General features: G+C 43.7%; 11 protein-coding genes. 6 read left to right on the top strand and 5 right to left on the bottom strand.

What is annotated here, in order from left to right; genetic code table 11:
- Positions 1-31 precede the first annotated feature (31 nt).
- Both sprA and ACESPU_RS12540 read left to right on the top strand, forming a co-directional pair.
- Entirely contained in the window at positions 32-7,450 is a 7,419-nt protein-coding gene (sprA, locus tag ACESPU_RS12545) for a cell surface protein SprA (RefSeq protein ID WP_373133401.1), read from the top strand.
- A 100-nt stretch (positions 7,451-7,550) separates the two neighbouring features.
- A complete protein-coding gene (locus ACESPU_RS12540) occupies positions 7,551-10,265 on the top strand; it encodes a TonB-dependent receptor domain-containing protein (protein WP_373133400.1) in 2,715 nt (904 codons plus the stop codon).
- A gap of 50 nt (positions 10,266-10,315) precedes the next feature.
- Here ACESPU_RS12540 and ACESPU_RS12535 read toward each other — a convergent pair whose 3' ends face one another.
- Complete coding sequence (locus ACESPU_RS12535; RefSeq protein WP_122368925.1) at positions 10,316-11,014, bottom strand: M48 family metallopeptidase; 699 nt, start codon at positions 11,012-11,014, stop codon at positions 10,316-10,318.
- A gap of 106 nt (positions 11,015-11,120) precedes the next feature.
- Here ACESPU_RS12535 and gpmI point away from each other — a divergent pair, with 106 nt between their 5' ends.
- Entirely contained in the window at positions 11,121-12,644 is a 1,524-nt protein-coding gene (gene gpmI / locus ACESPU_RS12530; RefSeq protein WP_121962121.1) for a 2,3-bisphosphoglycerate-independent phosphoglycerate mutase, read from the top strand.
- A 16-nt stretch (positions 12,645-12,660) separates the two neighbouring features.
- Positions 12,661-13,242: a DUF3109 family protein gene (locus tag ACESPU_RS12525; RefSeq protein ID WP_005861059.1), complete on the top strand. Its 582-nt coding sequence runs from the start codon at positions 12,661-12,663 to the stop codon at positions 13,240-13,242.
- Between the two features lie 93 nt (positions 13,243-13,335).
- Here the strand turns inward: ACESPU_RS12525 and ACESPU_RS12520 are convergent, their stop codons facing one another.
- Complete coding sequence (locus ACESPU_RS12520; RefSeq protein WP_121962120.1) at positions 13,336-14,253, bottom strand: Rpn family recombination-promoting nuclease/putative transposase; 918 nt, start codon at positions 14,251-14,253, stop codon at positions 13,336-13,338.
- Between the two features lie 1,423 nt (positions 14,254-15,676).
- Here ACESPU_RS12520 and ACESPU_RS12515 point away from each other — a divergent pair.
- Positions 15,677-18,952 carry a DUF6383 domain-containing protein gene (locus tag ACESPU_RS12515; protein ID WP_121962119.1) on the top strand — a complete coding sequence of 1,092 codons (3,276 nt, stop codon included), beginning with the start codon at positions 15,677-15,679 and terminating at the stop codon, positions 18,950-18,952.
- Between the two features lie 216 nt (positions 18,953-19,168).
- On the opposite strand, the gene ACESPU_RS12510 is transcribed toward ACESPU_RS12515, so the two are convergent.
- Positions 19,169-19,489, bottom strand: coding sequence for a T9SS type A sorting domain-containing protein (locus ACESPU_RS12510; protein ID WP_121962118.1), 321 nt, complete (start codon positions 19,487-19,489; stop codon positions 19,169-19,171).
- Between the two features lie 86 nt (positions 19,490-19,575).
- A complete protein-coding gene (locus ACESPU_RS12505) occupies positions 19,576-20,490 on the bottom strand; it encodes a ribonuclease Z (protein ID WP_121962117.1) in 915 nt (304 codons plus the stop codon).
- Between the two features lie 324 nt (positions 20,491-20,814).
- On the opposite strand from ACESPU_RS12505, the gene ACESPU_RS12500 reads away from it, so the two are divergent.
- The gene (locus ACESPU_RS12500) at positions 20,815-22,410 is read left to right on the top strand and encodes a M28 family peptidase (protein WP_373133399.1); all 1,596 of its coding nucleotides are present in this window, start codon (positions 20,815-20,817) and stop codon (positions 22,408-22,410) included.
- Positions 22,411-22,533: 123 nt separating this feature from the next.
- Here the strand turns inward: ACESPU_RS12500 and ACESPU_RS12495 are convergent, their stop codons facing one another.
- Positions 22,534-23,685, bottom strand: coding sequence for a cytochrome d ubiquinol oxidase subunit II (locus ACESPU_RS12495; RefSeq protein WP_005861074.1), 1,152 nt, complete (start codon positions 23,683-23,685; stop codon positions 22,534-22,536).
- Positions 23,686-23,721: the final 36 nt, after the last annotated feature.

Here is a 23,721-nt window from a genome sequence, read left to right as displayed (position 1 = left end):
AACGATTAACAATTGACAATTAAATGAGAAAATGAGAAAACGAATACTGAAATATTCCATATGGATCGTTGTATTATTGTTTGGTGTCGGCTTGTATTCGCTGAATGCTGATTACCTTGCGTATACATCATCTTTGCCGGAATTGGAGTTGCTGGAAGCTCCGGAGGATACGATTCCTCCCCGTTATCCGGTAGCTAAAACTACACCGGAGGAATATCAAGATATCGTGAAACAATCACCTGCCGATTTGCGTGATCCGGAGAATGTCAAGACTACGATTGAGTATGATTTAAAGACGAATACGTATATTGTCCGTACGAAATTAGGCGATATGGAGATTGGTACGCCGATGAGTTTAACCCCAGCGGAATACCAAGATTATTCTATGCAACAATCACTTCGTTCCTATTTCCGCCAAAAGAACGAGGAAGAATTCCAAAAAGCTACGAATAAACAGTTCAACTTAACCGATATGCAGTTTAATATCGGTGCGGCGGAACGTATTTTCGGCCCCGGTGGAGTACGTGTAAGAACACAAGGTTCGGCCGAGATCACGATGGGATTGAAGACGAATAAGAATAATGATCCTTCTCTTCCGGAGCGTTCCCGTAAACGTACTTTCTTCAATTTTGACGAGAGTGTGCAGTTGAATGTACAAGCCTCGGTGGGTAGCAAGGTGAATTTCGGAATGAATTACAATACCGAGACCTCTTTTGATTTCGATTCCAAAAAATTGAAGTTGGCGTATACAGGCGAGGAGGATGAGATTATCAAGTCGTTAGAAGCCGGTAACGTGAGCATGAATACCAGCAATTCCTTGATTAATGGAGGTGCGGCTTTATTTGGTATGAAAGCGGATTTACAATTTGGTAAGTTGCGAGTGAACGCCTTGTTTGCCCAGCAGGAATCTGAATCCAAGACGGTTAGCTCAAAAGGGGGCGTGCAGACGAAGCCCTTCGAGATCAAGGTGGATGAATACGACGAGAACCGTCACTTCTTCTTGGGCCATTATTTCTATGATAACTACGATAAGTTTATGGAGTCTTTGCCTACCGTCACCTCCGGTATCGAGATCTCCAAGATAGAAGTATGGGTAACCAATAAACGCGGTAATTATGACCAGTCCCGCAATATCGTAGCTTTCACCGATTTGGGAGAAAATGAATCTCGTAATATCGGTAATACTGCGTTGGTGATGCCTTCCGGAACGGACAGACGTCCGAATAATTCCGCAAACAATTTATATACGACTTTAACCACTCAATTTACGGATGCCCGTAAGATAAGTATGGTTAATGATGCGTTGAAAGGCTCCATGGAGGGAGGACGGGATTTTGAAAAAATCGAGAGTGCCCGTTTGCTAGAGTCATCTGAGTATACATTAAACAAGAAATTGGGTTATATTTCTTTGAGGACTCAGTTACAGGCTGATGAGGTATTGGGTGTCGCTTTTAGTTTTATCTATAATGGCAAGACCTATCAAGTCGGTGAGTTCTCTACGGATAATAAAGAGAATACGAGCGACTGTATTTATGTGAAGTTGCTAAAGGGCATCACGATGTCGCCTGATATGATGTTCTGGGACTTGATGATGAAGAACGTATACTCATTGGGTGCTTATTCGGTGCAGAAAGAGAAGTTTAAGTTAAACGTTACCTACCAGAGCGATTCTACCGGTACGTATGTAAACTATCTTCCGGAAGGTAATTGTGCGAATCAAATCTTGATTCGGGTATTAGGGCTGGATCGCTTGGATACCTATGACAATCCGAATCCGGATGGTTTCTTTGATTTTATTGACGGTTATACGATACAGGCGGAGACCGGTAAGATTATATTCCCTTGTGTACAACCTTTCGGCTCGAAATTACGGGAAAAGGTAGGTAATGCCTATGCCAGTAAATATGTATTCCAAGAGTTGTATGACTCGACATTAACCGTTGCCCGCCAGATCGCCGAGAAAAATAAATTTCTTTTAAGTGGTGAGTATAAAGCCTCGTCGGGTTCGGAGATCGACTTGGGAGCTACTAACGTGGCCCGTGGATCCGTACGTGTCACGGCAGGAGGAGCTACACTGACCGAGAATGTGGATTATACGGTAGATTACAGTTTAGGACGTGTGACGATCTTGAATGAGAGCATCATATCGAGTGGGACACCCGTTAGCGTATCTCTGGAGAACCAGTCTACTTTTAATATGCAGCGAAAGACGATGATCGGGTTAGACTTGAATTACCAGTTCAATAAGGACTTCATGGTCGGTGCCACGGTTATGCATATGTCGGAAATGCCTCTTACGGTAAAAACCACTTTGGGAGATGAGTCTATAAAGAATACTTTATGGGGCTTGAATACCTCTTATAAAGCCGAGAGCCAGTGGTTGACAAATGTATTTGATAAGTTACCCTTGTTGACATTGACCAAACCTAGCCAAATCTCATTCAATGCGGAATTCGCTCATTTAATAGCGGGACATTATGAGAATCAATATACGGGTGGTTACTCTTATTTGGATGACTTCGAGTCTACACAAAGTGGTATGGATCTTTTGAACCCGTATGCTTGGAACTTGGCGAGTACCCCCTATGAAGATTCGAATCCTAAATTTCCGGAAGCGGAGAAGGTGAACGATATCGCTTATGGTAAAAACAGAGCTTTGTTGGCTTGGTATACGGTAGACGGAATCTTCACACGGAAGAGTTCCTCTTCCCGCCCTCGACATCTTACGAATGATGATTTATCGAATCATTACACCCGTGGAGTCAGTTATAAAGAGATCTTCCCGAATAAAGAGTTGGGAACCAATGATAATACGACTTTGCCTGTATTAAACCTCGCTTTTTACCCGAATGAGCGTGGTCCGTATAACCTGGATGCGGAAAATGTAAACTCGGACGGTACGTTGGGTAATCCGGAAAAACGTTGGGGTGGTGTAATGCGCAAGATCGAGCCTAGCGATTTGGAATCTGCCAATTATGAATATATCGAATTCTGGCTTTTAGACCCGTATCTTGAGGACGAGACAGCCGAGGGTGGTGACCTATACTTTAACTTGGGTGAGATTTCCGAGGATATCTTGAAAGATGAGCGGAAATTCTTTGAGAATGGTATGCCCGTGGACGGTGATATGTCGAAAGTTGATACGACTGTTTGGGGTAAGGTGCCTCGCACGCAAAGTACGGGATATGCGTTTGATGCCCAAAATCGTGAGCTGCAAGATGTCGGTTTGAACGGTCTTTCTACGGAGGAAGAGCAAATTTTCCCTACGTATGCGGATTATTTGAATAAATTGAGGGCGAAACTATCCGGCGAGACAATCTCTAAGATGATGGATGATCCGTTTTCTCCTTTTAACGATCCTGCCGGGGATAATTATCACTATTTCCGTGGGGATGATTACGATGCTAAGGAGTTGGATATCCTATCTCGCTATAAACGATATAACGGTACAGAGGGAAACTCACAAGAATCCGATCAAAGATATGCTACAGCCGGAAAGAGTACACCAGATGTGGAAGATATCAATGGCGATAATACGTTGAATGAGACAGAGAAATATTTTGAGTACAAGATCTCTCTCCGTCCAAAAGATTTGCAGGTCGGTGTAAACAACATCGTTGATGAGCGTACTCCGGAAGTAACCTTAATGAATGGTGATAAGGAGAAAGTAAAATGGTATCTATTTAAGATTCCTATTAAAGATTATGAGAAGAGGGTTGGAGCGATCCGGGATTTCAAGACAGTCCGTTTCATGCGTATGTATATGACAGGATTCCGTAAGTCTACGGTTCTGCGTTTCGGTACCTTGGAATTGGTTCGTGGTGATTGGCGTACTTATACGCAGGATTTGTCAAATCCTCTTATTCCGCCAAAGTCTGATGGACAGATCGTCGTATCTTCTGTAAATATAGAGGAGAACGGGCAGCGTCAGCCGGTCAACTATGTGTTGCCTCCGGGTATCAGCCGTATGTTCGATTCCAGTCAGCCTCAGTTGCTTCAACAGAACGAGCAGGCATTGTCTATGAAGATAACGGATTTATCTCCTGCGGATGCACGTGCGGTTTATAAATCTACCGCTTATGACCTTCGCCGGTATAAACGATTACAAATGTTCGCTCATGCGGAAGCGCCGATTGATGAGAGCAAGACTTTGTCGAATGGTGATTTCTCTGTATTTATTCGTTTAGGTTCTGACTATAAGAATAATTATTATGAGTATGAGGTGCCTTTGGATCTGACTCCCCATAGTACTATTCTTTATAATACGAACAATAGTGCGGATCAAGAAAAAGTATGGCCTTTAAATAATACCTTGAATTTTAAACTGGAGACTCTAACCGACTTGAAGTTGGAGCGAAATAAATTGAAACGTCAAGGACAGGGAAATATAAGCTACCAAAAGGTTTATTCGAAAAATGATCCGGATAATACGCGTAATAAAATCAGTATCATCGGTAACCCTAGCTTAGCGGAGGTGAAAGTGATCATGATCGGCGTACGTAATAATACGGGTGATATCAAGAGCGGTGAGGTTTGGGTAAACGAACTTCGTATGACCGATTTCGACGAGAAAGGAGGTTGGGCCGCTAATGCGAATCTGAACGTCGCTTTATCCGATTTGGGTACGGTCAATGTAAGTGGACGAATGGAAACCGCTGGTTTCGGTGCGTTGGATCAGTCGCTGGCCGAACGTCGGATGGATGATTATTCGCAATATAGTGTGGCGACCTCGATTGAGTTGGGTAAGTTGTTCCCTGAGAAAGCAAAGGTTAGCATACCTTTTTACTATGCTTATTCGAAAGAGACTACAACTCCTGAGTATGATCCGTTGAATGAGGATATTAAGCTTTCGGACGCTTTGGATGCGGTAGAGACCCAAGCCGAGAAAGACTCCATCAAGAGTTATTCTTTGGATCAGACCACTATTAAGAGCGTCTCTTTCAATAACGTAAAGGTAGATATCCGTAGCAAGAACCCGATGCCGTATGATCCGGCGAACTTCTCGTTAGGTTACTCTTATAGCCAGAACAGTAAGAAGAACCCGGAGACCGAATATGAGACAACCAAGGATTACCGGGGTAATTTCGCTTATAATTATACGCCTTACGTGAAACCGTTCCGACCCTTCGAGAAGCTGAAGAAGAATAATGGATATACGAAATATATCAAGCAATTCGGACTGAATTACGTTCCGTCGAATATTAGTTTCCAGACGGCGATGATGCGGAATTACTATGAGATTAAGCTAAGGGATTTGACAAGTTCTACGGATGGAGGTAACCAGTTGCTCTCATTCAGTCACAATTTCTTGTGGGACCGTGCCTTCAGTTTGCGTTGGGACTTTACGAATAATCTGAGCATGACGTTTACTTCCGGTACGAATGCCCGTATCGAGGAACCGAATGTTCAAGTGAATAAGAAATTGAATCCGGATGATTATCAGGTATGGAAGGATTCCGTAAAGCAAAGTATCCGTGATTTGGGCACTCCTTTGAAATATGACCAAACGTTTAATGTCACTTGGAATATGCCATTGCAATTCATACCGGCATTAGACTGGGTAAATAGTTCATTGACTTATAATGCCACGTACAACTGGGATCGTGGAGCCAATGTCGCTAGTATTGAGTTGGAACAGGGTAATATAATAAAGAACCAACGTCAATTTGACTGGCAGGGTAGTTTCAATTTGCAGTCATTGTACAATAAGAATAAATATCTGAAGAAGATCAACCAGAAATTTATGGCCTCTTCCCGGGTAAGCGCTCGTCAACCGGAGAAAAAGAAGAAAGAGGTGAAACTAGAGAAAGAGATTCAATTGAGCCCGGATAGTGGAACGATCGTGCAGCATGGAATGTTTACGAAGAAGGTTCGTATCACGGCACGTGGAGCGGATGGGAAGGTCTATTCAATTAAATATAAGCCGATCAATTATGCCCAAGTCATGATCTTGAATAAAGATACGGCTCATTTGAAGCTGACAATTGTGCCTGGTCCTCAGCCTTTGGAGGGAACTTTAACAAAAGTCGCTGAATATAGTAGCCGTTTCTTGATGATGGTACGTCGGGTAAACATACAATATTCGTTGGTAGACGGTATGATGTTGAGTGGTTACGCTCCGGAGGTTGGTGATATGTTCGGGCAACGGCGTACAGGAACTTTGGCTCCGGGACTCGGTTTTGCCTTTGGAGCGGTAAGAAGGAGCTTTATCGACGAGGCGGACGAGCGGGGCTGGTTGGTAAAGAATGAGAATATGACGACGCCCGCCATGATCAATAGCGCGAAGAATCTTACGATCCGTGCGAATCTAGAACCTATAGCCGGCTTGAAGATTGATTTGAACGCAAACCGGGTAGATACCCGTAGTACCGATATCTATTATATGCAAGACGGTATGCCCGAGCAGATGGGAGGTAGCTTTACGATGACGACGATTGCCTTGGGGAGCGCTTTCGGCGGCAGCGGAAACGCTAATAACGGTTATTCCTCGAAAGCGTTCGATAAATTTATCGCTCACCGTAGCGTGATCGCCCAGCGCTTGGCGGATACATATTCCGGTACGGTTTATCCGAGTTCCGGTTTTATGGCGGGGCATGCTTTAGCGGGAAAACCTTATGATCCAGCCGTAGAGGGAGGTGTAAGTCTGAATTCCATGGAGGTATTGGTACCTGCTTTCTTGGCGGCTTATACAGGCAAGGACCCAAATAAGGTAGGTCTGTCAGCCTTCCCGTCCATTAAGAGTCTGCTACCGAACTGGCGTGTTACGTATGATGGCTTGATCCGTATACCGGTTATCCGCAAATACTTTAAGAGCATGATGTTGAGTCATCAATATCGTTGTTCCTATAGCGTAGGTGCGTTTTCCTCCTTCTTGGATTGGGTAGATGCCGGGCAGGATGGTTTGGGATATATCCGTGATATCCAAACCGGTAATCCTACGCCATCGTCTCCTTATGATATAGCGGCCGTGAGTATCACGGAAGGATTCAGCCCGTTGTTTGGTGTAGACGCTACTTTATTGAATAATATAACCGGTAAGTTTGAGTTGCGCAAGACTCGTAACTTAAGCCTGAATATTTCCTCTTACCAATTGGTGGAAGCGCTTTCCAACGAATTCGTGATAGGAGTAGGATATAAGTTGACTGAGTTTAACAAGGTGTTGAAAATGAAAAAGACACGGGACTTCAGTAATGATCTTACGATCCGCTTAGATTTCTCTTACCGTAAAATGCAATCGTTGATCCGTAAGATAGAGGATCAGTTTACGCAGGCTACCAGCGGGAATATCGCCAAGACCATCCAGTTCTCTGCGGATTACGGGTTAAGTCGTGCCTTGACATTGAGAGCTTTCTATGATTTACAGATCAATGAGCCGATCGTGTCCACCTCATCTTACCCGACTTCGAACTCAAACTATGGTATTAGTTTACGGTTCTCCTTAGCGCAATAAAAAGAGTATAGTCTATTTACAGGACTTCTTGGTCTGTTTTTAAATACCTGTCTAGCGGTATGGAATAAACCTTTATATTTGTGCGAAATATAATTTGGATATGAAGAATACTTACAAATTGATATTATTTCTTCTCTTGATAACCCATGCCTCTTTCGGCCAAGACGTGAAAGGGTATATTAAGGATGCGGAGAGCAAGGAGGCTTTAGCCGGGGTAAACGTTTTTTATAAGGACAAAGGGGGTACGAGAGGAACTGTGTCTGATATAAACGGTTATTATGAGCTGAAAGTGACGGATGGCGACGCTGTATTGACTTTTAGCTATCTGGGATATGAAACGTTGAGCGTTCCCGTGAAAGTAGATCCGGGAGAGTTCTTGACACGTGACGTATCCTTACGAACAAGCTCAAACATGATGGACGAGGTCGTCGTGAGCGTCGGGCGTTATGAGCAAAAGCTAAGCGATATTACCGTCTCTATGGAATTATTGAAAGCGAAAGATATCACTCGTCAGTCTCCGAAAGATTTAACGGATGTACTGAAGAATATCTCCGGAGTGGACGTAACGGACCGGCAACCTTCCGTACGCGGTGGTACGGGATGGACCTATGGCGTGGGTAGCCGTTGCTTGATTCTGGTGGACGGAATGTCGGTGCTAACTCCGGGTTCCGGCGAGATAAACTGGAATATGATCCCGATGGAGAACGTCGATCAAGTAGAGGTACTGAAAGGGGCCTCTTCCGTATTATATGGCTCTTCTGCGTTGAATGGTCTGATCCATGTGAAAACGAAACGCCCCGGATTAGATCCGGTAACACAGGTGAACGTACAAGGAGGATTGTATGGGAAGCCACGCCAAGACGGGACGCCTTTATATGGAGGGTTGGATCTCTCTCATTCCCGTAGGATCAAGAATTTTGATTTGACAGTGGGGGCTAATACATTCTTGGACGACGGGTATCGGCAGGATAATTACAACCGCCGTGTCCGGGTCGGTGGGAATCTTACGTATCACGATCCCCGGGTACAAGGGTTGAACTATGGTGTGAACGTGAATTACTTGTATAACGATTATACAGGTTTCTTTATCTGGCGTTCTCCGGAGGAACCCTATATTCAATCTCCGCTGGCGAATATGGGACGCCGTGAGAATACATTTTATATAGATCCCTTCTTGAATTATACAAATTCGGAAAAAGGGACGACTCATCGTTTCAAGGGGCGTTTCTTCCATCGGGGAAGCCGTATCATCACGCATACCACGGATAAGTCTCTTTTTGACATAACGAATAATATGGGTTTTGATATCTCATCTGTTCCGGAGATTATCAATATGGCGCAAAACTGGCAAACCGAGTTATTGCCGACCTTCTTACCGTATTTGCCGGAGGTGATGAACGGGAAGGTGAGCGGATTGATGGGTGAATTGGGCAAGCTGGGAAATCATTTTTTCCCGACAGCTACCTCGGCGGATTATATGGACTTGATTTCTTGGGTGATGGGACGTACTCCGCTACCCGATAAGAATAACGTAGGGGCTTGGTTGGTAGATGCCATGAAGCCGGTGGAGAAAAAGGCGCCGGAGGCTACGGATCATACTTATTCCTATAATCTGGATTACCAATTCAGCAAGAAGTTCGATCATTCACAACTCACGGTTGGAGGTACTTATGAGCGTATTCATGCGGATTCGAAAGTGACCGGGCAGCATAGTAGCGATAATGTGGCTACCTTCCTGCAATATGATCATAAATTTATCGATCGTTTGAACGTCTCGGTCGGTGTTCGTCTGGAGTATTACCGGGTCGATGATTTCTACAGGGAAGCGGAGACGAAGATTTTCGGGGCGAAGGTTCCGATAAAACCTGTTTTCCGTGGAGGCTTGAATTATGAGTTGGGTGAGTATAGTTTTATCCGGGCATCTTTCGGACAGGGATACCGTTATCCATCCGTTACGGAGAAGTTTATCCTGAAGGATATCGGAGGTGTGGGAGCTTTCCCGAACGCTGAATTGAAAGCGGAGCAAGGTTATAATGCCGAACTTGGTTTCAAGCAAGGTTATAAGTTCGGCAATTTGAAAGGCTTTATCGATGTGGCCGGCTTTTATACCCGTTACAAGGATATGATCGAGTTCCGTTTCGGCCTGTTTAATAATAAGACCTTCGATTATATCGATGGGCTTTCCAAGTTGTTCAATGCGTTCTCTAGCGGCGACGGCTTAGGAATCGGCGCTCAGTTCACGAACGTAGGCCGGGCGGAGATTTATGGGGTAGACTTGTCTACCTCGGGTGTGTATGAGTTTAACCGTGATACTCGTCTGGCATATACTTTGGGGTATGTTTATACGAATCCGATCGATATGGACGTGGATTCACGGAACGCGGAGGAGGAAGCGAATGATGACTTAATGGCGATGCGTTCGAAATCGAATGACAGCAAGTATTTAAAATATCGCCAGAAACATTCCGTAAAGGGGGTATTCGATCTGGAATGGAAACGGTTTAATATCGGAACGAATATGTCATGGAAAAGCAAGACATTGGCGGTCGATTATTTTATGGTCGATGAGCGTATGAAAGCGGAGCCTAACCTGATGGATTATATGCGTTCGATGCTATTCGGAAACTTACATGATTATTGGGCAGAGAACAATAAAGGATATTTCGTCATGGATATGCGTGTCGGGATGAAAGTGACGAAGAATATCCATGTACAAGGACTGGTGAACAACCTCTTAAACAAGCGCTATAGCGCCCGTCCGATGGATGTCGGCGCACCTCGGACTTTCATTCTGCAAGTAGGAGCCAATTTCTGACAATTCACCCGGTTGTAGAGACGGAGCGTGCTCCGTCTCATCCCCCGTCTCTACAACATATGATAACTTTTCAACTCATTTCGTAAACGAATCGCTTGATTGTCCGTCACCTTATCCATCAGTTTCCAGAATCTTTCGCTATGGTTCATCTCTATCGTATGGCAAAGCTCATGCAATAATACATAATCCACCAAATGCCAAGGAAGAAGCATTAATGATTGCGAGAGGTTAATGCTCTTCTTCATTGTACAACTTCCCCAATGCGTTTTGCTATTATTGATTTTCACCCCGGTCAACATAAATCCATGTTGCCTTGCCAATAGCGTGATACGTTCCGGCAACAACCGTTTCGCCTCGTGGCGGAGCGCCTTCTCCAGCATGGATTTCAGTAAGGATTGCACCTCTTCCTCCTCGAAACGAGTCTCATTCGGACAAGCGATGTGCAGTACCCCATCTTCCAATCTCATGTAGAAATTACTTCGCTCGGTGCGGAAGATATGCAAGCGGAATGTCGTAGCCTGTAACTCCGATCTTTCGTCGAGCAGGGGCCGGGCCGGATGCTTCTGGAGCGCTTTTACCAGCCGGGCCTTGTTCTCCATGATAAAAGCGATCATACGTTTCTCGTCTCCCCCGGGTGGCATCGTGGCGGTTATCTTTCCTTTTGATATCTTGAGCGTGTATCGAGTGGCCCGGGGAGTGGTACGGAGCGTTATGACTCCCAAATCCTTGTCTTGTATATTCTTTTCCATTCCTGCCACAAAAGTAATACATTGAGAGAAACAATAATACGATGGAATTGATTATCTTCGCGATCGTAAAGGTTAAAAACATAATCAATATAATAAATTAGCAATCATGAGCAAAAAAGCACTTTTAATTATCTGTGATGGTTGGGGAATTGGTGACAAAGGTAAAGACGACGTGATCTTTAACACGCCGACTCCATATTGGGACGAGTTATTGAAAACTTATCCAGCCTCACAGTTACAGGCTTCTGGCGAGAACGTTGGTTTGCCTGACGGACAAATGGGTAACTCTGAGGTGGGCCACTTGAACATCGGTGCTGGCCGTATCGTTTACCAAGATTTGGTGAAGATCAACATCGCTTGCCGCGAGAATACGATCATGGAGAACCCGGAGATCAAACGTGCTTATGGCTATGCGAAAGAGAATAATAAGCAGATCCACTTCATGGGCTTGGTTTCCGATGGTGGTGTACATAGCTCTTTGGAGCATCTTTTGAAGTTGACGGATATCGCCAAGGAATACGGAATCAGCAAGGCTTATGTACATTGCTTCATGGATGGCCGTGATACGGACCCGAAGAGTGGTAAAGGTTTTATCGAAACGTTGGAGAATCATCTGAAGACTACCGGCGGTAAGATCGCTTCTATCATCGGACGTTATTACGCTATGGACCGTGACAAACGTTGGGAACGCGTGAAAGAGGCTTACGACTTATTGGTTGAAGGTAAGGGTAAGCAAGCCGAGTGCATGGTAAAAGCGATGGAAGAGTCGTATGCCGAGGGTGTAACGGACGAGTTCATCAAGCCGATCGTTCACGTTGAGAACGGAAAGCCGGTTGCTGTTATCGAGGAAGGCGATGTCGTGATCTTCTTCAACTATCGTAACGACCGTGCGAAAGAGCTTACGGTTGTATTGACTCAGCAAGATATGCCGGAGGCTGGTATGCATACGATCCCGGGCTTGCAATATTTCTGTATGACTCCGTATGACGCTAGCTTCAAGGGTGTTCATATCTTGTTCGACAAAGAGAACGTAAATAATACGCTGGGTGAGTTCTTGGCAAACGTAGGTAAGACTCAGTTGCATATCGCCGAGACAGAGAAATACGCTCACGTGACTTTCTTCTTCAACGGTGGCCGCGAGACTCCGTTCGATAGCGAGGAGCGTATCTTGGTCGCTTCTCCTAAAGTGGCTACTTACGACTTAAAACCGGAAATGAGCGCTTTCGAGGTGAAAGATAAATTGGTGGACGCTATCAATACGAAGAAATTCGATTTCATCGTAGTGAACTACGCCAACGGTGATATGGTAGGCCATACGGGTATCTACAAAGCGATCGAGAAAGCGGTCGTAACGATCGACGCTTGCTTGCACGATACGGTTGAGGCCGCTAAAGCCAACGACTATGAGGTAATCATCATCGCTGACCATGGTAATGCGGATCACGCCTTGAACGAGGATGGCACTCCGAATACGGCTCACTCCTTGAACCCTGTTCCATTCGTTTATGTGACAGCCAACAAGGACGCTAAAGTAGAGGATGGTATCTTGGCCGATGTGGCTCCTTCAATCCTTCACATCTTGGGCTTGAAACAGCCGAAGGAGATGACTGGTAAGTCATTGATTAAATAAGAGCTAGGCGCATCTTATGATCCAGATAGATGACACTTTAGTAAGTCTTGACGTTATCGAGCGTTATTTTTTATGTGATCTTTCCAAATGTAAGGGGGAATGCTGCGTGGAAGGAGATTCCGGCGCTCCATTAGAGGATTCGGAGTTGGCGAAGCTCCAGAAAGTATTGCCCATTATCTGGGATGATTTATCCCCGAAAGCTCAAGAGGTCATTCATAAGCAAGGCGTAGCTTATATCGATGAGGAAGGCGATACGGTTACCTCTATCGTGAACGGCAAAGATTGTGTCTTTACCTGTTACGACGCCGATGGTACTTGTAAATGCGCTATCGAGAAAGCATACCGGGAAGGTAAGACGGATTTCTATAAGCCTGTTTCTTGCCATCTTTACCCGATACGTGTCACTCAGTATCGGGATTTCAAGGCCGTGAACTATCATCGCTGGAGCGTTTGTAAGGCAGCGGAGATCTTAGGAAAGAAAGAGCAATTACCGGTTTATAAGTTCCTCAAGGAGCCCTTGATCCGTAAGTTCGGCCAGGCTTGGTATAAGGCCTTGGAAGAGTGTGCGGAGGAATGGAAGAAGCAGCGTGAGGAGTAGCTTTTAGATCGTTTATAAATATAAAAAATCCCTTCAGTCTCTTCCTTTGATAACTATACGTTAAAAACGGATGGAGGCTGAAGGGATTTTGTTTTATAGTCGCTCTATTTCCTCAAGGGAAAGGCCGGTGCATTTTTGGATGATAAGAGGGGTTATTCCTTCGGCTTTCATATTACGTGCCGTAGATTCTTTTCCTTTTTGCAGTCCTTCTTGTAATCCTTTTTGCAATCCTTTTTGCAATCCTTTTTCCATGCCTTCTTCCATCCCTTTTTTCATGCCTTTCTCAACGGCGAAGTCCAAGGTGTTATAATAATCATTATACATCTTCCACTCCGCCTCGTACTGCGCCCGTTGTTTGGGGGTGAGGTTCGCCATGGATCCGATGCGTTCCAACCGCTCGAATATGGCCTTGCGTGCCTTGAAAGGCATTCTGTCTAATGTATCCATATGCTTTAGTACATAAATCCAACGTTCAAAATCTGTCTCGCATTCTTCCTCCTCTTTGTTGAATCGAGGAAGCTCAATATAGATCTGGCGGAACTTGGGGTTGAATACCTGTCCGTTCTCTCGGTCCGCCAGCACGATGTCCCTTCGGAATTTTCCCTCCTTCCCGTTTTTGTCTGACTCGTTCTCTTCGTCGAGCGTGAAGTTCAAGAAGAATACTCCGTAAACGGCCGCCAGCTCATAATCCCATGTTCCCTTTATCCCCTGTTCCACCACCGAGTGCGAGAGGTAGTATAAGGCCCTGTCCTTGAAGTGGGGCTGTTCCCTGTTCTGCATCTCGATTATGATCCGTTCGCCCTTGTCGGTCTCGCAATGGATATCGAAGATGACCTTCCTTCCTTGCTCTGTCTCGGGCAATCGCTCATTGTTCATGATCCTCAGGTCCATGATAGTATGCTCCCCTTCGAGGAGGTCATTCAGGAACTCGATTAAAATGTCCTTGTCCATTTCCCTGCCGAATATGTGCTTGAAGCCGAAATCGGTGAAGGGGTTGATAAATTTTCCCATAGTGTTTATAGGTTTTAGTGATTAATAGGATATAGATGGCTCTTTTCCATCTTTGGCGATAAAGATACGATTTTTATTATATGGGGCATTCATTTAGGCTTTAAAAAAACACGTACGTCTTTTTTCGGAAACACCTTGTGTAGTTTGAGTGAAGACGAGATATAGTGAACGCATAAAGGATACAGCCTTAAAGCTAAAGGTGGGTTAATGAGGCTTTCCGCGTCAAATGTAAGCCATAGCTTATTTGAAAATACGGGAAACATGTGCCTGTACAGGCCCTGATAACCAAGAAACGGGCCCTCTCATTGGCTGTTGAAGTGAATAACTAACGGCTTGTCGAGTGAATAACTAGCGGCTATACCTAGCCGCTAACTGACGGCTTGGGAAGTGAATAACTAATCACTTGGAAAACCTTTTTATACCGGAACCAACAAGGTCTTCTCAGTGACTTTGGGATGCGGTTCAGTTATCCTGCGGGGCTTTTCTATGTCGATTATTCTGTTATAGCCCTTGCGGATGGATGGTAAGCGAAGCGGCGATAATCATGACAGTTTGCGCGAAACAAGGCTGTTTGTTTGACATACCTCTTCTTTGGAGAAGTCTAACCAGAGAGAAGAAATAGGTGAAAAGGGCCTTTTTGTCTCTTATTTATAGGTAAAAGGTCGCTTTTCCGGTGAGAAAGGTGGTGTTTGCCCATGCGAATATATGCGTTAGCCGACGCAACCGTATGTTTTAGCCGACGCAACCGTATGCATTAGGTGATACATACGGTAGTAATCCCCATCGCATACGATAGAAATTGCCTTTACATACAGGTGAATTACAGGTTTTAGCCTTAAGAGTATGAATAAGGATGAATTATTTTCGCTAGAATAAAAGGGTATATTTCGTTATCTTGTTATGAAATAACTACTTGCGAATATTTTTTCTCGTTTTACGGAACTATATGTATAATCTCCCGGAAAATTCGATTCTCAAAGGCTTTAATTTACAAAGTGTCACAATGACAATCCGTAAATTCCGGATAACTCGTTTAATATAATATTAATGTACGCCCGTACATTAAATTAATGCTATACTATAAAAGTTGATGAATAATAGATTGAAATGATATCTGGAGTATGGAAACGACTAGTTTAAACGAACGATTCTTTTAGTCATTTGCAAAGGTACGCGTTTCTTCGATACTTGCAACCCTTCCGGGCTATTTTTTTACAGCTTATTCTCTTTCTTATCAATAGGATAGGTTATCATTTACGAAACAAGCGATTCCTTCAACAAACCTTTCTATTTACCCCTTATAAAACGCAAGATTAAAACCTTCGTTTAAACTAGTCGTTTTTGAATGACAAAGCAATCGATACGATAACGTAATGAGCTGATTATCTTAATAAACACTAGTATTAATATTAATTTTAGAATTATGAACAAAAAGTTTTCTACTCTTTTGGCTGGTGCTGCGCTTCTGGGTGCGGTGACGGCTAATGGTGCTGTTAAGCTGAATCAAGGAGCGAATAACGGTCTTTATCAGCTTAAGGCAGGTTCTGCTTTCTTGAGTATTACCGAAAATTCCACGACTCACGAAGATGAAATCAAAATGGTTTCTCACTCTTCCGCAAATTTAGGAGGTACAATGTGGTGTGTAACGGTTGATGCCGAGAATCAAGGACAGAATCCTAAGTATGATTTCACGAACAAGATCGGAAAGTTTTTAGGTCTTGAGATCAGCACGATCAAAGGTAAGGCGGCGGCTCCGTTAGCTGCTGTACCTGCTGTTGTCGGTGGTGATCTTTCCGGTTGGAAATTCTCTCCTGTATTTAAGAATGGTGTGGAGAAATCCGTTCTCTATTCTTATTTCACGAATGACTCTGTAATCGGTTTGAAGGTGAATACTAGTGGCGATGTAGAAATGGTTAAAACTATAGCTACTACAACTGGTATTACTGCCGCTGGTTTCACTGAATTTGAGTTGGTAGAGGCCGCTTCGATCGTTGTCTCAGGTGCTGATGAATTGAATACGATCTTTGGTACCCAAGATAAGAAAGCTGGTATCGCATTGAAGTTTACTCCGGATGTATTAGGAGATGGAGCGGTAAACTACTTTACCGAGAAGAAGTTCACGGTTGAAGCTTCTGGAACTGCTAATTATTTCCATGTATTGAGAGCCGACTCTTCTTATTTGTACGTAGATACTGCTTATACGAATGCTGTGGGTGGAGCTAAGTTCTTGGCTTATAACTGGAGCAACTTAAAGGATACTTATAAGACTGGTACTAAGAATCATGCTACTCCGAAAGATTCTATCAATGCTACAGATTTATCAGACCAATATAAATTTATGTTTACATATTGGCCTTCAAATGACAGCTTGGAGATTCAGGTTAAACAATCTTTGTTAAAAACAAGTGAGACGTATTGGAAAGATGTTACTGCTACTACAGCTATGCAAAATCAGCATATCTCTTTGCAAGAGTTGCTGAAAGACAAGGTTCGTATCTTGACGGTAGATGCGGCTCAAAATACTAAGATTGAGTTAGGTTTCGCTGGTTGCAAAGTTTTGCCTACTACAAAGACAACTGTTGATGATGGTGTTTATGTAATCAGAAATGCTAAGACTGGTAAGTACTATGCTGCTCCGCTTTATAATGAATCTGCATCTAGTAAATACGAGTGGGTGACTTTGGATATTCAAGATGCTACTCATATGCCTGCATATCAATGGGTTGTGTTGAAGAAGAACGTAACAGATAAGAATAAGGTTTCTGCTGTAGATTTGTATAACCGTGAGTATAATGACGGTACGACTGCTGATGCGACTCTCCAATTGAATAAAAATGCGGGGGCTACTTATATGTATGCTGCTAGTTTTGGTGACTCTTTGGAATTTATCCCAGTCGCTAAAGAAATCTATACTGATAAGTATGTGGGCTATAAGCATTTGACTAATGATGAGTTGATCACGAACAAATATACTTTCAATTACTGGCATCCGTACGCATCTGATAAATTTATCGGTGTTAAGGATTCTACTATGAATGTATTAGAGGGTAAGAAAGCGTTCACTCTTAAATCTTCTTACAAAGAGCATGCTTATGGTTACAATCCTTCAGAGGAGGTTGCTGGTAATGCAGACAAGAAAATCACGGGTCGTATCCCTGGCTTAGTGAGACCGGTAAGAACGATGTATATCATTACTAATGGTGAGACTACTTTCCGTAATCATAACGTAGCGGTAGAGTCTAAGTATAAATTGAGTAAGTATTATCCTAATACTACGAACGACTCTGTTTACTTCAAGGAGAACAACCATATTGAGGGTAACCATTACTATGCTATCCTTGAGGCTACTTCCGCAGGTGCTATCAGCACTCATAAAGCAGGTGTTTCCGATTATGACGCTTCCGCTACTTTGAAAGCTCAGGTAATGGGTGAGACTCGTACTTCTGCATTCGCTATCGCTCCGGACGAGACTCCGTTGTATCGTCAATTCAATAATGAACTTCTTGGTGAGAACGTTGATAATTCAGCTGATAGCTTGATGTTCAAGGAAACTATCCGTGGTGAATATTTGATGGATGAGCATAATGGTGCCTTGTTGAACAAGGATGTTGATTACGCTGGTATCTGGAGTGAGGGTAAGGCTGATGGTAAGTTAGCTTTCCGTATTGACACTGCATGGTTAACTCGTGGCGCAGGTAAGGTTAAACCTCAATACTTGGTATCCGCTTATCGTGAGTTGATCGAGGGTGAGAAGATCATTCCTTGTACTGAGACAGGCAAGCATATCACTGCTGATGGTCAAGTTACAGAAGATCCATATCAATGTGTACATGCTGTTCATGTGAAGACTCCGGCATTCATCTATGGTAAGTATTTGGTTAACTACTCAGATTCTGCTGCCGCTGTTGCTGCTCGCAAGGAAGCTCTTAACCCGTACTTGTTCAATACGAAAGCAGTTTCAAACAGTAGCTATACTCGTGTAGGTTTCGTTCCTGCCGTTCAATATGGTGATACCTTGATCGTTTTGACAGGTAAGTACAAAGCTATGACTGCTGATCAATTGAAGAATGAGGGAATCGAGTCTATTATGGCTGTTTATAAGAAAGATTATCCGAAATTCATCAACGTATTGTCTGGAGACAAGCATAAGAACGTAACTTGGTCATTCCGTTATGTAAATCCGGATAAGGCTGCTTTAGCTTATGTAGATGGTAAAGAGGGTGAGAACAACTCTTTCTTGATCGAGTCTAACGTATATGCAACAGGAACAGATGGTGATAATCAATATCAGACTATCAAGGGTGATTTGGCAAAAGCTATCGCTCCTAATGAAGCTGCCGCATGGTTGAAGATGCACAATGGCTGCTTGGTATTGACAGATGCTAGCTCTACATTTGGTGCCGCTAAGACCGGTGGTGATGGAGCATTGGTATTCAACGCATATTCTAAGACTGAAGATGATGATATGGTAACATCTAACGATAACATCAACAATGTTGAAGGTGTATCCGTAGTATCTGGTAACGGTACTGTAACTGTTCAAGGCGCTGCTGGTAAGTCTGTCGTAATCACTAACATCTTAGGTAAGGTTGTCGCTGAGACAGTTCTTACTTCTGACAACGCTACAATCGCTGTACCGGCTGGTATCGTAGCTGTAGCTGTTGACGGTGAGGAAGCAGTTAAGGTAGTCGTAAAATAAGACTAACCGATAGACTAAACGAATAAAGGCGGGGAGACCCGCCTTTATGTAATATATAATTAAATAACTATGCCGCAATAAAAAAGTATCCCGTGACGGGTGAACACGTGGCATATTAATACTAAAGTAATTAAAAGTTCTTCCGCAGGTATCCTCGTGAGAAGAGAAAGCGGATCAAAAAACAAGCCCCGTAGGATTATCCTATGGGGCTTTTATTTACCGTATCGCCACCTTGCGTACCGTATCGCCAATGCGGATGATATAATATCCCTTTGCGATATCTACGACATATTCGGCGGTGGACTGCTTGACTTCGATTTCTTTCACCTTGATGCCTACGACACTGTAAATTTCCAAGATACTCCCGACAGGAGCGTTCTCTACCTTGATGCGATTCTCGTAGGCCGTGATTTCGATAGGAGAGGGATCTTCTAGCCTAGAAGCAAATGTCTTGACTCCCGATTTATTAGCTTGCGCGTAAACCGGATAACTTGCGGAGAATGCAAGTGCCAAAGCGATGATATGTATAAGCTTCATTTACTTGTCCCTAAATTCGTACAAATGTAGAAAGTTTTCTGCATATTAGAAAGTAATTAGCTTTATTTCGTAAAACGGATGTATGATTATACGCTAAGCCTCATACCTTCCTCTCCTAAGATCGTGCCGGGAAATATCTTGTCTGCTTCTTTCTTTAACGGTGCCATATCCTCGTAACGAGCCGAGTAATGACCGATAACCAATCGCTTCACTTGGGCTTTATAAGCAATCTCGGCCGCTTGGCGGGCGGTAGAGTGGAAGGTCTCTTTCGCACGTGTGGCGTCACATTCAGCGAAAGTCGCCTCGTGGTATAATAAATCCACCCCTTCAATGATGGGGATTATAGATGGGTGAAAAGCTGTATCCGAGCAATAAGCATACCGTTTGGGAGCGACGGCAGGGCGGGTTAAGCGGGCATTCGGGATTACCTCTCCTTCCGGGGTGACGAAATCAGCGCCCCTTTTGATCTCTTGTATCATACGGACGGGAACTTGATAGAAATCTGTCATCTCCCGGATGATATGCGCTTCTTTGGCTTTCTCGGCGAATAAATAGCCACAACAGGGTATACGGTGCTTTAACGGAATGGAATAAACGCTTAAGGAGCGATCTTCCATAACCAACGAATGAGTTGTCGGGTCGATTAAGTTAAAACGGATCTCATAAGGCAACCCTTTGCAAAAGATATCAAGTACCGGACGCATATAGCTCTCGATGTCTTTCGGCCCATGAATAACAAGTTCTCCATTACGCCCCAGCATACCTAATGTAGAGATCAATCCCGGTAGCCCGAAGCAATGATCTCCGTGTAGGTGGGAGATGAAGATATGATTTAAACGGCTGAATTTTATACGCATACGACGCATTTGCACTTGCGTGCCTTCCCCGCAGTCGATCATGTATAGTTTATCTCGTAAATCTACTATTTGAGAGGTCGCCAGATGGCGTGTCGTGGGCAATGCGGAACCGCATCCCAATATGTTTATATCAAAATCAGCCATTTGTTGTCTATGGGAATAATTGAGTGCAAAGATAATACAAAAGCATTTCTGTTCTGTGAAAAATAACAAAAAAACAAAGTGTAATGTATGCAGGATGAGGTGGATTCCATATATTTGTTTGCTGTCCTTCGGGAAAGCGAATATACAGTCGGTAAATAGACTTAAGATATTTTTTTCTAAGCCTTAACTAACTTTTTCTTTTTGTTTAAAACGGTTAAATGTAGAAACGGCCAAGCGTGAGCTTCGCCGTTTCCTTTTTTTATTGTTAATTTGAAATCTAAATACCTATATCTAATAAATTATGTCATTTAACAATCTACGATTATGAACAAGAATTTTATCTCTGTTTTCTTCCTGATGCTCGCTATGGGCGTATCTGTTATGGCCCAGAGTTATGAGGAAGATTTGGCTTTTTTCAAGGAACGAGTAAAGACTTTAGGCTCGGATGAGTTCGGAGGGCGTAAGCCTTTGACCGAGTATGAGACGAAAACAATCCATTACATTGCTGATGAATTTAAGAAACTAGGTCTTCAGCCTGCTAATGGCGATAGTTATTTCCAGCCGGTGAAGGAAATATCTACTTTTACCCGTCCGGTAAAGGATAAGATCACGGTGAAATGCGCGAAAGGCTCTATGGATTTGAAGTTCTCGGATGATATTATCGTTTGGACGAACCGGGGGACTGAAAAGGTAGTTATCCCTACTACGGATTATGTGTTCTGTGGGTTTGGTATTAATGCGCCGGAATATGGTTGGAACGATTATGCGAATGTAGACGTGAAGGGGAAAATCGTTATCGCTATGGTGAATGATCCCGGTTTTTATGACGCGTCTTTGTTCCGCGGAAAGAACATGACCTATTATGGTCGTTGGACTTATAAGTTCGAGGAGGCGCAACGCCAAGGTGCCGCAGGTTTATTGGTCCTTCATAACGAGGCGGCCGCTTCGTATGGTTGGAAGGTCTGTCAGGCTTCTCACGTGCAGACAAATATCGCTCTTTGCTCGGAGACAATGAATGCGGAAGCTTTGGGCATGAAGGGATGGCTCTCGGAGGAGGCTTGCAAGAAAATGTTCGCCCTTAGCGGATTGAATTTTGATGAGACGATTGCCGCGGCGAAGAAACCGGGTTTCAAGAGTTTTACGATGAAGGCGAAGAGTAAGGTTATATTAAATGTAAAGATGACCGTAGGCGAGTCTCATAATGTGGCGGCTGTTTTACCGGGCACGGACTTGAAAGATGAATACTTGGTTTTTACCGCTCATTGGGATCATTTTGGGATCGGTACTCCGATAGATGGGGATAGTATCTATAATGGCGCTAGTGATAATGCTTCGGGTGTGGCTACCTTAATGCTATTAGCTAAGAAATATCAATCATTGCCTGTTCGTCCTCGTCGCTCTATCGTATTCGTGGCGGTGACTTCCGAGGAATGTGGCTTATTAGGTTCTCAGTACTATTGTGAGCATCCTTTGTTCCCGTTATCTAAAACAGCTATTAACTTGAATTTTGACGGCACTGCTCCGCGTGAGCGTACCCATGATGTTTCTCTCCGGGCAGCGGGCAAGACGGATACAGATGCCTTGGTGATCGCTATGGCCTCGGCACAAGGGCGGACCGTGAAGGTTATCACCGAAGATCCTGCGGGTGGTTATTTCCGTTCCGATCATTTTAATTTCGTGAAAAAAGGCGTACCTACGATTTTAGTTGGTGGCGGTAAGGATTACGTGGATAAAGCACGCCATGAGGCTAAACCGAAAGTTTACCGGTATCACCAACCGAATGATGAGTATGACGAATCTTGGTGGGATTTTGATGGGGCTATGGAAGATATGAACTTAATGTTTAGTATCGGTTTAGTCATCGCCAACAATGATGAGATGCCTAAGTGGACAAAAGAGGCGGACTTCCAAAGGCAATAAATTAATGTGCCAATGTAGCAATATACCAATATGCTAATGTGTCAATTAAGATACTATCACTTGCATTCTCACTGGCACATTGACATATTGGCACATTGGCATATTATTTAATTTGCACATTATTTAATAGGTATGACCTCCTTCTTGCATTTCCTTACTATTGATCTTATGTAGATCAAGCGCTCTCCAAGCATAGAAAATGTAGGCTAATACGAATGGGACGAGAATAGATACATAGCTCATTACTTTCAACGTGAATGGGCTTGAGCAACTATTCTGGATCGTCAATGAACTTTGTAGATCCGCCAAAGATGGGTAGTAAGCCGTATTATTCCATCCTGCGCAAAGTAATAAAGCTAATACGGTCAAGACAGTCCCTGCTCCCGCGAACCAGATGCCTTTTCTCCAAGTCTTCGAGAATATCGTTTTCCCTATGCCGAATAACACGCCAACCACGCCAATCAATAATACGGCTAACACGATTGGCATCTCGATCAGGTTCATAAAATACTTATACGGTTGCATAAATACTTCTCCGGTATCCGGATTTACGGCAAAACCGTCCACCAACAATAAACGGATCAAGAATGTCAAGAAAAAGACGAGGAACAAGATTGTCTCCGGTATCAATTGTTTCCGGCTTTTAGCGACAATCTCTGGATCATCGATATTGTTGATAAAATAGAGTAGGGCCAGAGCTCGTGCCAAGAAGAAAACTGCCAGTCCTAGGCACAAATTCCAAAATACCAAAGCCGCCTCTAATCCATGCCAAGGATTGGCCCACGTGGAAATGACGGGCATGGCTACATCAGTCAACTGTTCTTTGTTAACAATAAATTCGGCGCCGTTAAAGAAGGTCGCTACAGCGGTTCCGAGTAAGATCGGACCTGCTATACCATTGATCATAAGAAATACTTGATACGTCTTTTTCCCGAGTAAGTTGCCTTTTTTCGCTTGATACTCGTAAGATACAGCTTGTATCACGAAGCAAAGTAAGATCAGCATCCATACCCAATAGGCTCCGCCGAAGCTTGTGGAATAAAATAAAGGGAAAGAGGCGAAGAAAGCACCTCCGAAAGTGACCAACGTAGTGAAAGTAAACTCCCACTTACGCCCGGTCGAGTTCAATAACATTTTTTGCTGTATCTCCGTCTTGCCGATAGTGAAGAGTAGAGATTGGCCTCCTTGTACAAAAAGAAGGAATACTAATAGCGCTCCCAGTAGAGATACCAGAAACCACCAGTAATGTTGTAACAATATATATGTACTATCCATAGGACTTTCTAATTAAGAATTGATATTTGAAAATTG

This window comes from Parabacteroides sp. 20_3 (assembly GCF_964238835.1).
In the GTDB taxonomy this organism is placed as follows: Bacteria; Bacteroidota; Bacteroidia; order Bacteroidales; family Tannerellaceae; genus Parabacteroides; species Parabacteroides distasonis.
This window is presented reverse-complemented; position numbering and strand designations above follow the sequence as displayed.

Excerpts from the sequence above, each read along its gene's own strand:
- gpmI (WP_121962121.1), top strand. The coding sequence starts at position 11,121 with ATGAGCAAAAAAGCACTTTTAATTATCTGTGATGGTTGGGGAATTGGT.
- ACESPU_RS12520 (WP_121962120.1), bottom strand. The coding sequence starts at position 14,253 with ATGGGAAAATTTATCAACCCCTTCACCGATTTCGGCTTCAAGCACATA.
- ACESPU_RS12515 (WP_121962119.1), top strand. The coding sequence starts at position 15,677 with ATGAACAAAAAGTTTTCTACTCTTTTGGCTGGTGCTGCGCTTCTGGGT.
- ACESPU_RS12525 (WP_005861059.1), top strand. The coding sequence starts at position 12,661 with ATGATCCAGATAGATGACACTTTAGTAAGTCTTGACGTTATCGAGCGT.
- ACESPU_RS12535 (WP_122368925.1), bottom strand. The coding sequence starts at position 11,014 with ATGGAAAAGAATATACAAGACAAGGATTTGGGAGTCATAACGCTCCGT.
- sprA (WP_373133401.1), top strand. The coding sequence starts at position 32 with ATGAGAAAACGAATACTGAAATATTCCATATGGATCGTTGTATTATTG.
- ACESPU_RS12495 (WP_005861074.1), bottom strand. The coding sequence starts at position 23,685 with ATGGATAGTACATATATATTGTTACAACATTACTGGTGGTTTCTGGTA.
- ACESPU_RS12500 (WP_373133399.1), top strand. The coding sequence starts at position 20,815 with ATGAACAAGAATTTTATCTCTGTTTTCTTCCTGATGCTCGCTATGGGC.
- ACESPU_RS12510 (WP_121962118.1), bottom strand. The coding sequence starts at position 19,489 with ATGAAGCTTATACATATCATCGCTTTGGCACTTGCATTCTCCGCAAGT.
- ACESPU_RS12505 (WP_121962117.1), bottom strand. The coding sequence starts at position 20,490 with ATGGCTGATTTTGATATAAACATATTGGGATGCGGTTCCGCATTGCCC.
- ACESPU_RS12540 (WP_373133400.1), top strand. The coding sequence starts at position 7,551 with ATGAAGAATACTTACAAATTGATATTATTTCTTCTCTTGATAACCCAT.